The sequence below is a fragment of the Rhodococcoides corynebacterioides genome, assembly GCF_019834675.1.
Classification (GTDB): Bacteria; Actinomycetota; Actinomycetes; order Mycobacteriales; family Mycobacteriaceae; genus Rhodococcoides; species Rhodococcoides corynebacterioides_A.
The window spans coordinates 484,262-499,063 of sequence record NZ_JABUBU010000001.1 but is presented as its reverse complement, the minus strand read 5'-3'; the positions used below and the strand labels follow the sequence as shown (position 1 = coordinate 499,063).

The following is a 14,802-nucleotide window of genomic DNA, read 5'->3' as shown; positions in this document are numbered from 1 at the left end:
CTCCCCGCAGCGTCCCGTTCTCCCGACCACCCGCAACCGACGAGGCAAAGGTTCATGACTGATTCCGACCAGTTCCGCATCGAGCACGACACCATGGGCGAGGTCCGCGTTCCGGTGAACGCGCTCTGGCGCGCCCAGACCCAGCGCGCCGTCGAGAACTTCCCCATCTCGGGGCGGCCCCTCGAGCGCACGCAGATCCGCGCCATGGGCCTGCTCAAGGCCGCCTGCGCGCAGGTCAACAAAAACCTGGGCCTGCTCGACGCGGAGAAGGCCGACGCCATCGTGGCCGCCGCGACGGAGATCGCGGACGGCAAGCACGACGGCGAGTTCCCCATCGACGTATTCCAGACCGGGTCGGGCACCAGCTCGAACATGAACGCCAACGAGGTCATCGCGAGCATCGCGAAGAACAACGGCGTCGAGGTCCACCCCAACGACCACGTCAACATGTCGCAGTCGTCCAACGACACCTTCCCGACGGCCACGCACGTCGCCGCCACCGAGGCGGCGGTCACCGATCTCATCCCGGCGCTGCAGTACCTCCACGAGGCGCTCGCGGCGAAGGCCGCCGAGTGGAAGACCGTAGTCAAGTCCGGCCGCACCCACCTCATGGACGCCGTGCCGGTCACCCTCGGCCAGGAGTTCGGCGGCTACGCCCGCCAGATCGAGGCCGGCATCGAGCGCGTGCAGTCGGTTCTCCCCCGCCTCGGCGAGCTGCCCATCGGCGGCACCGCCGTCGGCACCGGCCTCAACGCACCCGACGGCTTCGGCCCCAAGGTGGTGGCCGAGCTGGTCAAGTCGACGGGTGTCGACGCGCTGACCCCGGCCAAGGATTCCTTCGAGGCGCAGGCGGCACGTGACGGGCTGGTCGAGGCGTCGGGCGCCCTGCGCACCATCGCGGTCTCGCTGACCAAGATCGCCAACGACATTCGCTGGATGGGGTCGGGCCCGCTCACCGGTCTCGGCGAGATCCGTCTGCCGGACCTGCAGCCGGGCAGCTCGATCATGCCGGGCAAGGTGAACCCGGTCCTGCCGGAGGCCGCGACGCAGGTCGCCGCGCAGATCGTCGGCAACGACGCCGCCATCGCGTGGGGCGGCGCCGCCGGTGCGTTCGAGCTCAACGTCTACATCCCGATGATGGCGCGCAACCTCCTCGAGTCGCTGAAGCTGCTCGCCAACGTCTCGCGGTTGTTCGTCGACAAGTGCGTCGCCGGCCTCGAGGCCAACGACGAGCACCTCAAGCAGCTCGCCGAGTCCTCGCCGTCGATCGTCACCCCGCTGAACAGCGCGATCGGCTACGAGGAGGCCGCGGCCGTGGCCAAGCAGGCGCTGAAGGAGAAGAAGACGATCCGCGAGGTCGTCGTCGAGCGCGGGCTGGTGCCGGAGAAGCTGTCGGAGGCGGAGCTGGACTCGCGTCTCGACGTGCTCGCCATGGCGAAGGTGCGCGACTGACGTTTTCCCCCGACGTGGCGGTGTAGCCGACGCCGAGAGTGGACAGTCTGATGTGACTGATCACTTCCGACGTGAGGACATCTCATGAAGCGAACGTCCGCCGCCACTCTGCTCGTCCTCACCGCTGCCGGTGCCGCTCTCGCGGCACCGGCAGTGGCGTCTGCAGCACCCCTTCCCCCGGACGGGGTCTACGTCGGAACGGACCCGTCGGGCGCGCCGGTGCCCCTCTGGCAGGGCAAGACCATCACCGGTGGCGGCACGGCGGCCACCAACCGCGTGCTCGGTGCGGAGATCCTGCCGGCGGACGTCTACAGCGCTCCGTCCATCGCCACGGGGGCGGACGTGATCCACGTCGACTACGGCCGACTCTCGCCCGCGCTGGGCGCCCTGGTGCACGACGAGATGACCGTCGACCCGACGAACGCCGGTCGGTACAACGGCACCGTCTACTTCGTCGGCTTCGGGGGCGCCGTGCCGATCGGCGGGTTCACGCTCACACGCTGAGGGGTCAGGAGACGCCCACCGCGGAGCGGAGCCGGTCGCGCGCCGCCGCGGCGTCGTCGCCGAGACCGTCGAGGTCGAAGATGCCCCACTTCTCGAGCAGCGGCCGAACCACCTGCTCGGTCTGCACCGCCTCGTCGTAAAGGCCGGCCTCGGCGAGCAGAGCCGTGCTGTTGCCGCGTCCGGGCAGGTCCACGGACGGCAGCGAGAACGAGTCCACGGCATCGGCCACGGCGACGACGGTGCCGTCGGCGTCGTGCTCGAGCGCGGCCGCGACGAGCGCGGCGAACAGCTCGGCCTGCAGAGCGTCGTCGGTCGCGATGCGATCGAAGATGGCGGACAGCAGCGCGTCCTCACTGACGTCGGCGCTGCGACGGTGACGCACGGTCGCCGCCTGCTCGTCGAGGGCGAACTTGGCCAGGATGTGCACGGCGTGCAGTGACGGCGAGCGGTACCCGGTGGTCATGTGCTCGACACGGATGCGCTCGAGCTCGACGGGATCGACGGCGCGGGTGGTCATGAGGTAGTTCCGCAGCACGATCGCGTGGCGGTTCTCCTCGGCGGTCCAGCGACCGATGAGCTTCCACCAGGTGTCGTTCGCCCGGAGCGCGAAGGCGAGATCGCGGTGGTACTCGGGCAGGTTGTCGGCCAGGAGCACCCCGACGGTGGCGGCGAGCACCTCGACGTCGGACAGCGAGACCTGCTCGGGCGACCAGTCCTCGCCGCCCAGGAAGGCGAAGTTGCGACCGGCGTCCCACGGCACGTACTCGTGCGGCTGCCACCCGTCGGCGACGGCGATGTGAGCCTCGAGGACGCGCGCGGCATCCGATTCCAGGGCGGTCAACACGTCGTGGTCGCTGGAGTCCATGCCCCAGAGAATAACGGTCGGGCCGGGACGTCTCGGAATCCTTCGACCCGTCGACCGGTGTTTCGGTGACCGTCCAGACACCGACCGCCGGGTTCTGGCCCCGGTCACACCATCCGGCGTGACCGGGGCGCCGAACGCCCGCGTGCTCAGGCGGGCCCGAACTCCTCCAGCATGTCCGTCACCAGCGCGGCGATCGCGGACCGCTCCGACCGCGTCAACGTCACGTGCGCGAACAGCGGGTGGCCCTTGAGTTTCTCGATGACCGCGGCCACGCCGTCGTGTCGGCCCACCCGGAGGTTGTCGCGCTGGGCGACGTCGTGGGTGAGCACCACCCGCGATCCCGACCCGAGACGCGACAGCACGGTCAGCAGCACGTTCCGCTCGAGCGACTGCGCCTCGTCGACGATGACGAACGAATCGTGCAACGACCGGCCGCGGATGTGCGTGAGGGGAAGCACCTCGAGCATGCCGCGCGCGGTGACCTCCTCGATGACCTCCGGGCTCGCCAGCCCGTCGAGGGTGTCGAACACCGCCTGCGCCCACGGACCCATCTTGTCGCTCTCGCTGCCCGGCAGATAGCCGAGTTCCTGCCCGCCGACGGCGTACAGCGGCCGGAAGACCACCACCTTGCGGTGCGTGCGCCGCTCGAGCACCGCCTCGAGGCCGGCGGTCAACGCCAGCGCCGACTTGCCGGTGCCGGCCTTCCCGCCGAGGGAGACGATGCCGATGGATTCGTCGAGCAACAGGTCGAGCGCGATCCGCTGCTCCGCGGACCGACCGTGCAGACCGAACGCCTCCCGCTCGCCCCGCACCACCTGCACCTGCTTGTCGGGCGTCACCCGGCCGAGGGCGCTGGACGACCCACCCAACAGCCGAACACCGTTGTGGCACGGCAGATCTCGCGCTTCGTCGAGGTCCACGACACCGTGCGCGAACAACGTGTCGACGACCTCCCGCGACACCTCGAGCTCGGCCATCCCCGTCCACCCCGAGGGCACGACGTCGTGGGCCCGGTACTCGTCGGCGGGCAGACCCACCGCGCCGGCCTTGACCCGCAGCGGAATGTCCTTGCTGACGAGCACCACGTCGCGTCCCTCCGCGGCGAGGTTCAGAGCGCAGGCGAGGATGCGGCTGTCGTTGGTGTCGGTGCGGAATCCGACCGGCAGCACGGACGGGTCGGTGTGGTTGAGCTCGACCTGCAGCGTTCCGCCGTCGACCCCGATCGGGACGGGCTGATCCAACCGACCGTGGTCGATGCGCAGATCGTCCAGCATCCGCAACGATTCCCGCGCGAACCAACCCAGCTCGTGATGGTGCCGTTTGCCTTCGAGCTCCCCGATGACCACCAGAGGAAGGACGACGGCGTGTTCGGCGAACCGGGTCACGGCCCACGGGTCGGAGAGCAACACCGAGGTGTCGAGAACGTAGGTGCGGGTGGAGGCGGAGCGAGATGCAGTCACGTGGACTCCTCGAACGCCGCGCGGACGCGACGTTGTCGATCGCTGGACCGGAGGGCCTCCGATGCCGGAGTGACGGACACCGACGAGACCGAGGATCCGGTCCCTTCTCGGTCGTGTGGCATGACCATGTCGGAGACCTCCCGCACGGACGGCTTCCCCGCCGTCCGCACTGCCGACGCTACTGCCGCCGTCGCACCCGGGACCTCTTCCGGCGTCGGGCGTGTCGGTGAACAGCATGTGACGACCGAGCGGCGTCACGCATTCGCCCCGAAACACGAGCCGACGCTGTTAGCGTCGCCGTCGTGCAGAACGCCCAGGAGATGCAGGAATTCGACGGAGCGCAGGGAACCGTGCGGTACCGGACGTGGCCGGTGCCGCGGCCGCCGCAGTTCCTCGTGCTGATCGCGCACGGGTACGGCGAGCACTCGGGGCGGTACGCGCACCTCGCGTCCACCCTGGTCGCCGCCGGCGCCGCCGTGTTCGCCCCGGACCACCACGGCCACGGCCGCTCCGACGGGGATCCGGCGGTGGTCTCCGACGTCGACGCCGTGGTGGCGGACCTGCACACCGTCGCCGACCGCGCCCGCGCCGAGTTCCCCGACCTGCCGCTCGTGCTGATCGGACACTCCATGGGCGGCCTGCTGGCCACGCGCTACGCCCAGACCCACCGCGACGAGCTGGCCGCGCTGGTGCTCTCCGGACCCCTGGTGGGCAGGATGGAAGTGTTCGCCGCGCTGCTCGACCTCGACGAGATCCCCGACGTCCCGATCGACCCGGCCGTGCTCTCCCGCGACCCCGAGGTCGGCGCCGCCTACCAGGCCGACCCGCTCGTCTACCACGGCCCCTTCGCCCGCACGACGCTCGAGACCTTCGGCCGCGCGGTCGAGACCGTGGCGTCGTCGGGCACCCTCGGTGACCAGCCCACGCTGTGGCTGCACGGCGGCGACGACCAGCTGGTGCCCTACGAGCCGACCGCCGCGGCCATGACGACGCTCCGGGGCGCGTCGTTCCAGGAGAAGAAGTACGACGGCGCCCGCCACGAGATCTTCAACGAGACCAACCGCGACGAGGTGGAGTCCGACGTGCTCGACTTCCTCGCCGGCGCGGGGCTCCCGCTGCGCAGCCGGTAGGCGTCAGCCCAGCAGGCCCCAGTCCTCGAGTCCGTCGTAGAGCGGGAAGTTCTGCGCCAGTGCGGTGACCCGCCCCCGCAGGGCGTCGGTGGCCTCGCCGGTCACCAGGGCGGTGGCGATGATGTCGGCCACCTCGGTGAACTCGGTGTCGCCGAAGCCGCGGGTGGCGAGGGCCGCGGTGCCGATTCGCAGACCCGAGGTCACCATCGGCGGGCGCGGGTCGAAGGGCACGGCGTTGCGGTTGACGGTGATGCCGACCTCGTGGAGCAGATCCTCCGCCTGCTGCCCGTCGAGGCGGGAGTTGCGCAGGTCCACCAGGGCGAGGTGCACGTCGGTGCCGCCGGTGAGCACCGAGATGCCCTGATCGGCGACGTCGGCGCCGGTGAGACGCTCGGCGAGGATCGACGCGCCGCGCAGGGTGCGCTCCTGACGCTCCCGGAACTCGGGGGTGCCGGCGATCTTGAACGCCACGGCCTTGGCGGCGACGGCGTGCATGAGCGGTCCACCCTGCTGACCGGGGAAGACGGCGGAGTTGAGCTTCTTCGCCCACTCCTTCTTCGCCAGAACGATGCCCGAGCGGGGGCCGCCCAGCGTCTTGTGGACGGTCGAGGAGACGACGTCGGCGTGCGGCACGGGCGAGGGGTGCACGCCCGCGGCGACCAGGCCGGCGAAGTGCGCCATGTCGACCCACAGCAGGGCGCCCACCTCGTCGGCGATCGACCGGAACGCGGCGAAGTCCTGGTGGCGCGGGTAGGCGGACCAGCCGGCGATGAGCACCTGCGGGCGGGCGTGGAGCGCCTGCTTGCGCACCTCGTCCATGTCGATGCGGTGGTCTTCCTTGCTCACACCGTAGGACTCGACCTCGTAGAGCTTGCCGGAGAAGTTGAGCTTCATGCCGTGCGTCAGGTGGCCGCCGTGGGCGAGGTCGAGGCCCATGATCTTGTCGCCGGGCGAGATGAGCGCCATGAGCACGGCGGCGTTGGCCTGGGCTCCGGCGTGCGGCTGCACGTTGGCGAACTCCGCGCCGAACAGTTCCTTGGCCCGGTTCCGCGCCAGGTCCTCGACGACGTCGACGTGCTCGCAGCCGCCGTAGTACCGGCGGCCGGGGTATCCCTCGGCGTACTTGTTGGTCAGCACGCTGCCCTGGGCCTGCAGGATCGCCCGCGGCACGAAGTTCTCCGACGCGATCATCTCGAGCGTGTCACGCTGGCGGCCGAGTTCCCCCGCCATCGCCGCGGCGACCTCGGGATCGAGTTCCGCGAGGGACGCGGTGTCGATCGTGGACTTCACAGGGGCAGCAGTCATCGCGACGATTCTCCAAGCAGCAAGACGAGCGGTTACCGGGGTCAAGCAGGCGCCCGTCCAGTCTAGGCGCAGACCGTCAGCGCAATCCGGATGGGATCAGGGGCTCGTCGAGAAGTCGGGCGAATCGGGCGCTGCGCTGGTCGGCGGTGTCCGCCCGGTCGAGCCACGAGCCGAGCAGCCGGTACCCCTCGACGTAGGTGGAGATGTAGGCGCGCCACAGCGGCGAGGTGAGGAAGCGCAGGGACTGGCGGGCGCGCTCGGGCGTCGTGAGCGACCACCGTTCCAGGAACGCGGCGACGTCGTCCTGGCTCCGGCCCTGGTCGTGCAGCAGGAGCGCCGCGTCCTGGCGGACGCCGAGCAGCCCCGCCGACGCGGTGTGCACGGCCTCGGCGCGGGCCCCGTCGAACCGCAACCCCAGATCCGCGTAGATCTCCTGCGCCCACGTCCCCCACCCCGGCCCGATCAACGACTCGAGGGCGAGGTCCGCCAGCCCTTCGGCCATGAGGCACTGCGGGGTGTTGACGACGAAGATCGTCTGTTCCTGCTGCCCGGCCGTCGCGACCAGTCCCGCTTCCTTGCGGCAGTGCTCGGTGTGGTGGCCCGGGTAGGACTCGTGCGCGATCAGCCGTGGCAGATGCGCCATGTGCTGCTTCAGGTCCGAGTTGATCGCCACCGTCGAGCGGTAGTCGCCCAGGTAGTAGTTGAAGCCGGACCACGGCTTGTCCCCCACCACCTCGTAGGTCACCTGCTCGGCGTCGGGCAGCGGATAGCGCCGCCGCACCTCGTCCCGCAGCGCACTCGAGAAGGCCTCCACGCACTCCGCGAGACGCTCCGGCGGGATCTCGTCCGCCGCGCGGTGCGCGCGGACGCGCTCGGCCAGCGGCCCGGATCCCGGCAGCACCTCGTCGAGGGCGCGGTGCGCGGCGCGGTAGTCGTCCTGGTCACCGAGCGCGATGTCGACGTCGAAGTACGCGCGCACCTCGTCGACGAAGCCGATCTCGTCTCCCGCCAGCTTTCGCGCGGAGCACTCGAGCGCCCGCAGATGCACGTCGAGGTACGACGCGCGGTCGGCCGCCAGGTCGACCGACGGCAGCGTCGCCCGCAGGTCGGCCGCCCGGCGAGCGAGGATCCGCGGGTCCGGCGTCGGGGCGTTCTCGACGGCGCGGCGCAGCGCCGGATCACCGGTGAAGGCGTCGACGAAGCCCTCTTCGAGCCGGTCGAAGGACAGTCCCAGCGTGAGGTACTCGGTCACGAAGTCGTCGGCGTCCACGGTGATCGACCCTACGTCGGCCGACCCGGGTTACGCCCGACCGCCGCCACCCGGCACTATTCCTCTCGGCACCGTTCGTGAATGGAGGCAGCGTGTCCCGAGTGAGCGAGTCGAGTCCGTACGTGGAGTTCGATCGCCGACAGTGGCGCACCCTGCGCAAGGCGACCCCCCTCGTGCTGACCGAGGACGAGCTGACCGGGCTGCGCGGTCTGGGCGAGCAGATCGACCTCGACGAGGTCGCGGAGGTCTACCTCCCCCTGTCCCGCCTCATCCATCTCCAGGTCGCGGCGCGTCAGCGCCTGTTCGCCGCCACCGCGACGTTCCTCGGGGAGCAGACACCGGACCGTCAGGTGCCCTTCGTCATCGGCATCGCCGGCAGCGTCGCCGTGGGCAAGTCGACGACGGCCCGCGTCCTGCAGGCACTGCTCTCGCGGTGGGAGCACCACCCGCGGGTCGACCTGGTGACCACCGACGGCTTCCTGTACCCCTCGGCCGAGTTGATCCGGCGAGGAATGATGCACCGCAAGGGTTTTCCGGAGTCCTACGACCGTCGCAAACTGCTGCGCTTCGTCACCGAGGTCAAGTCCGGCGCGGAATCGGCGCGGGCACCGGTGTACTCGCACGTCTCCTACGACATCGTCCCCGGCGCCTTCACCGAGGTGCGGCAGCCGGACATCCTGCTCATCGAGGGATTGAACGTCCTGCAGACCGGCCCGCGGCTCATGGTGTCCGATCTGTTCGACTTCTCCATCTACGTCGACGCCCGCATCGAGGACATCGAGCAGTGGTACGTCAGCCGCTTCCTCGCGCTGCGGAAGACGTCGTTCGCGGACCCCGCCTCGCACTTCCACCACTACTCGGGCCTGTCCGACGAGCACGCCCGGATGGCCGCGGCGGACATCTGGCAGTCCATCAACCGACCGAACCTCGTGGAGAACATCCTCCCGACGCGGCCGCGCGCGACGCTGGTGCTGCGCAAGGACTCCGATCACGCCATCAATCGGCTGCGGCTGCGGAAGCTCTGATCACACGCCGAACCGGCGGTGCCCTCAGACGCCGAACCGGCGGTGCCCTCAGACGCCGAACCGGCGGTGCCGCCGCGCGTAGTCCCGCAGCGCCCGCAGGAAATCGACCCGCCGGAACTCCGGCCAGTACGCCTCGGTGAACCAGATCTCCGAGTACGCGCTCTGCCACAGCAGGAACCCCGACAGCCGCTGCTCACCGGACGTGCGGATCACCAGATCCGGATCGGGCTGACCCGACGTGTAGAGGTGGGCGTCGATGGCGTCGACCGTGACCGAGTCGAGCAATCGACGTCCGTCCAGACCGGCGTCCAACTTCTCGGTGATCAGCGAGCGGACGGCGTCGGTGATCTCCTGACGCCCGCCGTACCCGACGGCGACGTTGACGTGCGTGCCCGATCGCCCGACCGTGCGCGCCGCGGCGTCCTGCAGACGACGCGCCGACTCCTCCGGCAGCAGGTCCAGCGTGCCGACGATCTTGACGCTCCAGTTCATCGACGGCCCGGAGATCTCCTCGACCACGTCGGTGATGATGCCGAGGAGCGAGTCGATCTCCTCCGGATCGCGGCGCAGGTTCTCGGTGGAGAGCAGGTAGATCGTGGCCATGTCGATGCCGGCCAGGTCGCACCAGGTGAGCAGTTCGGCGATCTTCAGCGCACCCATCCGGTGGCCGTGGCTGACGTCGGTGAAGCCGTTCTCGCGGGCCCACCGGCGGTTGCCGTCGCACATCACGGCGATGTGCCGGGGGTGCTGCGCTCCGTCCAGTTGCCGCACCAGACGCCGTTCGTACAGCGTGTACAGCAGACCTCGAGCTTTCACCCGGCTCCTCACCGACTCCTTCGACCTGTGGGGCACGACCGAGGAATCACCCTACGCCGCTGTCGGATTCTTCTCGGTCGACCCGGGTAGACAGCAGGTGCCCCGGGCACCTGTCGCCGACAGGACCCACCACGCTGCGAAGGAGTGAGTTCGATGACCGTCGTCCGTGAGACCACAGCCGATGTCGACGCCGTGTGGTCGGTGTTGGCCGACGGGTGGAGCTACGGCATGTGGGTCGTCGGCGCCTCCCGCATCCGGGCGGTCGACCCGCGGTGGCCCCATGTGGGCTCGCGGATCCATCACTCGTTCGGGCTGTGGCCGGCGGTGGTCGACGACGAGACGGTGGTGCGACGCATGGTCGACCACCGCGAGCTGGTCCTCGAGGCGCGGGTCCTGCCGGCCGGGCGTGCGGAGATCATCCTCAGGCTGAGCCCGACCGCGACGGGGTGCCGGATCGAGATGATCGAACACGCCGCCTCGGCGCCCTTCGATTGGGTACCCGACACCGTGCAACATCTCGCGGTCCACCCCCGGAACACCGAAGCCCTGCGCCGACTGGCGTTCCTCGCCGAACGCGCGACGCGGTGAGCCCGGTCGTCACCGCCGCTGTGAAAACGGTCGTCACCGCCGACGCCGTGGTGATCGGCGCCGGCCACAACGGCCTGGTCGCCGCCGCGGCGCTCGCGGACGCCGGCTGGGACGTCGTCGTCGTCGAGGCGTCGTCGACGCCCGGCGGCGCGATCCGCAGCGCGGAACTGACGCCGGGCTACGTCAGTGATCTCTACAGCGCGTTCTATCCGCTGGGCGTCTCGTCGCCGGCGATGCTCGCGCTCGAACTCGACCGGGTCGGGCTGCGGTGGACGCACGCACCCCGCGCCTACGGGCACCCGCGCTCCCCCGACGACGACGACGCGCCCGTCATCCATCACCGACCGGAGGACACCGCGGCCATGCTGGCGCGGCACGATCCGCGGGACGGCGACGCCTGGATGCAGGTGGTCGAGCAGTGGAACCGTGTCCGCGATCCGCTGCTGCACTCGCTGTTCGGCAGTGCGTTTCCGCCGGTGCGCGGGGCGACCCAGCTGTTCCGGCGCCTCGGGACCGCGGAGACGCTGCGATTCCTGCGCTTCGCTCTGCTGCCGGCCCGCGCCATGGCGCACGAGTTGTTCCACAGCGAAGCGGCGCGGTGCCTCCTGCTCGGCAACGCGATGCACGCCGACGTCCCGACGGACGCGCCGGCCAGCGGCATCCTCGGATATCTGCTGACGATGCTGGCCCAGGACGTCGGGTATCCCGTGCCGCTGGGCGGTGCGGGCGAGTTGGCGGCCGCCCTGGTACGACGGGCCGAGCGACCCGGCGCGCGCGTGGTGTACCACGCGCCGGTGGTCGGGATCGACGTCTCCGGCGGGGTGGCCACCGGGGTGCGGACGGCGGGCGGGGAGCACTACCGCGCCCGGCGCGCCGTGATCGCCGACGTCTCGGCGCCGGCGCTCTACGGCTCTCTCCTCCCGCACGACGCCGTGCCCGCGCGAGTCCACCGCGACCTCGAGACGTTCGAGTGGGACACCCCCGTCGTCAAGGTCAACTACGCGCTCGACGCGCCGATCCCGTGGCGGTCGGCCAGCCTGAACGACGCGGGCACGGTGCACGTCGGCGCCGACGACGACGGGTTGGTCCGCTGGAACGCCGATCTGGTCACCGGTCGGATTCCCGAGCGGCCCTTCATGCTGTTCGGGCAGATGACGACGGCCGATCCGACGCGCTCCCCCGCGGGGACCGAGAGCGCGTGGGCCTACACCCACCTCCCGCGCGGCGTGGTCGACGACGCCTCGGCCGACCTGCTCGCCGCCCGCGTGGACTCGGTGCTGGAAGAGCACGCGCCGGGTTTCGCGGCGTCGATCGTCGGCAAGCACGTGCAGCGCCCGTCGGATCTCACCCGCTCCGACGCCAATCTCTACGGCGGCGCCGTCAACGGCGGTACCGCGCAGATCCAGCAGCAGTTGGTGTTCCGCCCGACCCCGGGGCTGGGTCGGGCCGAGACGCCCGTGCAGCGCCTGTACCTCGGGAGCGCGTCCGCGCATCCGGGCGGCGGCGTGTCCGGCGCACCCGGGTTGTCCGCCGCGCGGGCGGCCCTGGCCGACGCCGGACCGACCGGGGCGGTCCGTCGACGCGCAGTCGGCGCTCTGCTCGACCTCCTGCTCCGGTGATCGGAGACACGACCGGACCGCAGAAACTTACGCTAGCGTAGGTTCGTGACTGCTTTCGGGATCGACGAGTTGCCGGTCAAGCCGCGCATGCGGGGCTGGATCCACCTCTACGCCTTCGGCGTGTCCATCGTCTGCGGGATCGTGCTGGTGTCCGTGGCCCTCGCCGCGGGCCCTCCCGGCGCCGGGCCGGCGGTGGGGATCTACGCCCTCGCCACGTGCGGGCTGTTCGGCACCAGCGCCACCTACCACCGGGTGCACTGGCGGCACCCGCGCAGTCGGGTGTGGATGAAGCGGGCCGACCATTCGATGATCTTCCTGTTCATCGCGGGCAGCTACACCCCGTTCGCCGTCCTCGGTCTGCCCTGGTCGACGGGCAAGGCGCTGCTGATCGTGGTCTGGGCGGGCGCACTCGCGGGGGTCGCGCTGAAGATGGTCTGGCCCGCGGCGCCGCGCTGGCTCGGTGTACCGCTGTATCTCCTGCTCGGCTGGGCGATCGTGCCCGTGGCCGGCACCCTTACCCACGCCGTCGGCGTCACGCCGATGGCCCTTCTGCTGGCCGGCGGCATCTTCTACAGCATCGGCGGCGTTCTGTACGCCACCAAGTGGCCGGACCCGTGGCCCACCACGTTCGGACACCACGAGTTCTTCCACGCCGCGACGGTGATCGCGGCGATCTGCCACTACGTCGCCGTGTGGTTGGTGCTGCTGCGCTGACGGGCGTCAGGCGCCGAGCGAGCCCGTCAGGTCCGCCGCCTCGGTGACCGGCCGGTCGCAGACGAAGCCGCGGCACACGTAGGCGGTGTCGTGGCCGTCGACGGTCGGCCGGTCCGCCAGCAGCGGCGTCGACCCGGGGACGCCCGCCACCACCACGGTGCCGCCGGGGGCCCGTCGCCGCGCGAGGTCGGCCAGCGCCGAACTCGGAGCGTCGGTCGCGATCGCGACCTGCAGCGGCCCCGCCACCGCGGCCTCGGCCACCGCGAGCCAGTGCCCGGCCGAGCGCGGGGCCCGTTCCAGCAGGATCGACGCGCGGGCCAGAGAGAGATCCGCGGCCTCGCGGTACCGCGACGCGCGGTCGGGGTCGCTCAGCGCGGACACCGTGAGCAGAGCCTCCGTGACCAGCGACGCGCCCGACGGGGTGGCCCCGTCCAGCGGATCCGACGGCCGGGTCACCAGCCGTTCCGCGTCGTCGGCGGTGTCGAACCACGCGCCCGGCCGCTCGCGGTCGGCGAAATGCGCCAGGGCCGCGTCGAGGACGTCGTGCGCGGCCGTCAGCCAGCGCATCTCGCCCGTCGCCTGGTGCAGGGCCGCCAGCGCCGTCGCCAGCGCGCCGTGGTCCTCGAGCACGCCGGCGGCCGCCCCGACCGTCCCGCCCAACGACGCGCGTCGGAGTCGCCCGTCCACCACGTGCAGCGACAGCAGCCGCTCCGCACACCGAGCGGCGGCCTCGACCCACGTCCACTCCCCCAGTGCGGCACCGCCTTCCGCCAGCGCCGTGACGGCGAACGCGTTCCACGCCGTCACCACCTTGTCGTCGCGGCCGGGTTGCGGGCGGGTGTCGCGCACGGCCCGCAGTTGCGCACGAACGGTGTCGAACCAGGCGGCGTCCACCGGGTCGGACCGCAGCTGCAGCACCGACGTGCCGTGCTCGAACGTCCCGGCGTCGGTCACGCCGAACAGGTCGGCGGCGGCCGACCCGTCCGCGTCGCCGAGCACCTCGCGCATCTGCGCGGGCGTCCAGACGTAGGTGAGTCCCTCGACGCCGTCCGTGTCCGCGTCGAGTGCCGACGCGAAGCACCCGTCGTCGGTCCCGAGGTCACGCAGCAGGAACGCGGCCGTCTCGGACGCGGCGCGGGCGGCGAGCGCGTCCCCGCGCCGCGCCGCGTGGGCGAGGACGCGGAGCAGCAGTCCGTTGTCGTAGAGCATCTTCTCGAAGTGCGGCACCACCCAGTCCGCGTCGACGCAGTAGCGGGCGAATCCGCCGCCGAGCTGGTCGTACAACCCGCCCCGCACCATCGCCGCCAGCGTGCGGTCGAGAGTCGCGCCGGCGGCGGCGGACCCCGTCCGCTCGGTGTGGCGCACCAGCGCCTCCGCCAGCGCGGACGGCGGGAATTTCGGGGCCGGCCCGAACCCGCCGCGGGCGGTGTCCTCGGCGGCCAGAACGGCCTCGACGGCGTGATCGAGCAAGCCGGCGTCGACCGCGCGCTCCCCCATCGGCACACCCGTCGACCCCCGACGCAGCTCCGCGACGATCGACGCCGACGCGGTGGTCACCTCGTCCCGGCGCGTGGCCCACGTGTCGGTGATCGCGGTGAGCAGCTGCGGGAACGACGGCATGCCCTGCCGGGGCGTCGGCGGGAAGTACGTCCCGCAGTAGAAGGGTTCGGCCTCGGGCGTCAGGAACACCGTCATGGGCCAGCCGCCCTGACCGGTCATCGCGACCGTCGCGTTCATGTACACCGCGTCGAGGTCGGGCCGTTCCTCGCGATCGACCTTGATGCAGACGAAGTGCTCGTTCATCAGGGCTGCCGTCGCGTCGTCCTCGAACGACTCGTGCGCCATGACGTGGCACCAGTGGCAGGCCGAGTAGCCGATCGACAGCAGCACCGGCACGTCCCGCTCGCGGGCCCACGCCAGGGCGTCGTCGGTCCACTGCTGCCAGTGCACCGGGTTGTCCGCGTGCTGGCGGAGGTAGGGACTGGTCGACTCGGTCAGCGTGTTGCGCGCGCGGGGATCCACGCTCCCAGTCTTCCCCGTGCGCGCTGCTCGAA

13 protein-coding genes are annotated in these 14,802 nt (G+C 71.1%); 7 read left to right on the top strand and 6 right to left on the bottom strand.

The annotated features are described in order from the left end of the window. The first annotated feature begins 54 nt into the window (after nucleotides 1-54). Together HQ603_RS02340 and HQ603_RS02335 are read left to right on the top strand one after the other, a co-directional pair. The gene (locus HQ603_RS02340) at nucleotides 55-1,452 is read left to right on the top strand and encodes a class II fumarate hydratase (protein ID WP_222682740.1); all 1,398 of its coding nucleotides are present in this window, start codon (nucleotides 55-57) and stop codon (nucleotides 1,450-1,452) included. A gap of 84 nt (nucleotides 1,453-1,536) precedes the next feature. Further along, on the top strand, nucleotides 1,537-1,956 hold the full coding sequence (locus tag HQ603_RS02335; RefSeq protein WP_222682739.1) for a hypothetical protein: 420 nt from the start codon (nucleotides 1,537-1,539) through the stop codon (nucleotides 1,954-1,956). Nucleotides 1,957-1,960: 4 nt separating this feature from the next. Here HQ603_RS02335 and HQ603_RS02330 read toward each other — a convergent pair whose 3' ends face one another. Continuing rightward, a complete protein-coding gene (locus HQ603_RS02330; RefSeq protein ID WP_222682738.1) occupies nucleotides 1,961-2,821 on the bottom strand; it encodes an acyl-ACP desaturase in 861 nt (286 codons plus the stop codon). Nucleotides 2,822-2,967: 146 nt separating this feature from the next. After that, complete coding sequence (locus tag HQ603_RS02325; RefSeq protein WP_222682737.1) at nucleotides 2,968-4,281, bottom strand: PhoH family protein; 1,314 nt, start codon at nucleotides 4,279-4,281, stop codon at nucleotides 2,968-2,970. Between the two features lie 302 nt (nucleotides 4,282-4,583). Here HQ603_RS02325 and HQ603_RS02320 point away from each other — a divergent pair, with 302 nt between their 5' ends. Further along, the gene (locus HQ603_RS02320; RefSeq protein ID WP_308126315.1) at nucleotides 4,584-5,411 is read left to right on the top strand and encodes an alpha/beta hydrolase; all 828 of its coding nucleotides are present in this window, start codon (nucleotides 4,584-4,586) and stop codon (nucleotides 5,409-5,411) included. A gap of 3 nt (nucleotides 5,412-5,414) precedes the next feature. On the opposite strand, the gene glyA is transcribed toward HQ603_RS02320, so the two are convergent. Together glyA and HQ603_RS02310 are read right to left on the bottom strand one after the other, a co-directional pair. Further along, on the bottom strand, nucleotides 5,415-6,716 hold the full coding sequence (gene glyA / locus HQ603_RS02315) for a serine hydroxymethyltransferase (protein ID WP_222682736.1): 1,302 nt from the start codon (nucleotides 6,714-6,716) through the stop codon (nucleotides 5,415-5,417). Nucleotides 6,717-6,792: 76 nt separating this feature from the next. Continuing rightward, on the bottom strand, nucleotides 6,793-7,986 hold the full coding sequence (locus tag HQ603_RS02310) for a DUF885 domain-containing protein (RefSeq protein WP_222682735.1): 1,194 nt from the start codon (nucleotides 7,984-7,986) through the stop codon (nucleotides 6,793-6,795). Nucleotides 7,987-8,078: 92 nt separating this feature from the next. Between HQ603_RS02310 and coaA the strand changes: the two genes are divergently transcribed. Then, the gene (gene coaA / locus HQ603_RS02305) at nucleotides 8,079-9,011 is read left to right on the top strand and encodes a type I pantothenate kinase (RefSeq protein ID WP_222682734.1); all 933 of its coding nucleotides are present in this window, start codon (nucleotides 8,079-8,081) and stop codon (nucleotides 9,009-9,011) included. A 48-nt stretch (nucleotides 9,012-9,059) separates the two neighbouring features. Here the strand turns inward: coaA and HQ603_RS02300 are convergent, their stop codons facing one another. Further along, complete coding sequence (locus tag HQ603_RS02300) at nucleotides 9,060-9,827, bottom strand: isoprenyl transferase (RefSeq protein WP_222682733.1); 768 nt, start codon at nucleotides 9,825-9,827, stop codon at nucleotides 9,060-9,062. 153 nt (nucleotides 9,828-9,980) lie between these two features. Between HQ603_RS02300 and HQ603_RS02295 the strand changes: the two genes are divergently transcribed. The 3 genes from HQ603_RS02295 to trhA are packed head-to-tail and all read left to right on the top strand — an operon-like array spanning nucleotide 9,981 to nucleotide 12,748. Beyond that, nucleotides 9,981-10,415 carry an SRPBCC family protein gene (locus HQ603_RS02295; protein WP_222682732.1) on the top strand — a complete coding sequence of 145 codons (435 nt, stop codon included), beginning with the start codon at nucleotides 9,981-9,983 and terminating at the stop codon, nucleotides 10,413-10,415. Then, the gene (locus tag HQ603_RS02290) at nucleotides 10,412-12,034 is read left to right on the top strand and encodes a phytoene desaturase family protein (protein WP_308126314.1); all 1,623 of its coding nucleotides are present in this window, start codon (nucleotides 10,412-10,414) and stop codon (nucleotides 12,032-12,034) included. The genes HQ603_RS02295 and HQ603_RS02290 overlap by 4 nt, the downstream gene beginning before the upstream one ends. A gap of 45 nt (nucleotides 12,035-12,079) precedes the next feature. Continuing rightward, on the top strand, nucleotides 12,080-12,748 hold the full coding sequence (gene trhA, locus HQ603_RS02285; RefSeq protein ID WP_222682731.1) for a PAQR family membrane homeostasis protein TrhA: 669 nt from the start codon (nucleotides 12,080-12,082) through the stop codon (nucleotides 12,746-12,748). 6 nt (nucleotides 12,749-12,754) lie between these two features. Here trhA and HQ603_RS02280 read toward each other — a convergent pair whose 3' ends face one another. Further along, nucleotides 12,755-14,770 carry a thioredoxin domain-containing protein gene (locus HQ603_RS02280; protein ID WP_222682730.1) on the bottom strand — a complete coding sequence of 672 codons (2,016 nt, stop codon included), beginning with the start codon at nucleotides 14,768-14,770 and terminating at the stop codon, nucleotides 12,755-12,757. Nucleotides 14,771-14,802: the final 32 nt, after the last annotated feature.

Coding starts and splice junctions, on each gene's coding strand:
- HQ603_RS02340 (WP_222682740.1), top strand. CDS start 55: ATGACTGATTCCGACCAGTTCCGCATCGAGCACGACACCATGGGCGAG.
- HQ603_RS02335 (WP_222682739.1), top strand. CDS start 1,537: ATGAAGCGAACGTCCGCCGCCACTCTGCTCGTCCTCACCGCTGCCGGT.
- HQ603_RS02330 (WP_222682738.1), bottom strand. CDS start 2,821: ATGGACTCCAGCGACCACGACGTGTTGACCGCCCTGGAATCGGATGCC.
- glyA (WP_222682736.1), bottom strand. CDS start 6,716: ATGACTGCTGCCCCTGTGAAGTCCACGATCGACACCGCGTCCCTCGCG.
- HQ603_RS02295 (WP_222682732.1), top strand. CDS start 9,981: ATGACCGTCGTCCGTGAGACCACAGCCGATGTCGACGCCGTGTGGTCG.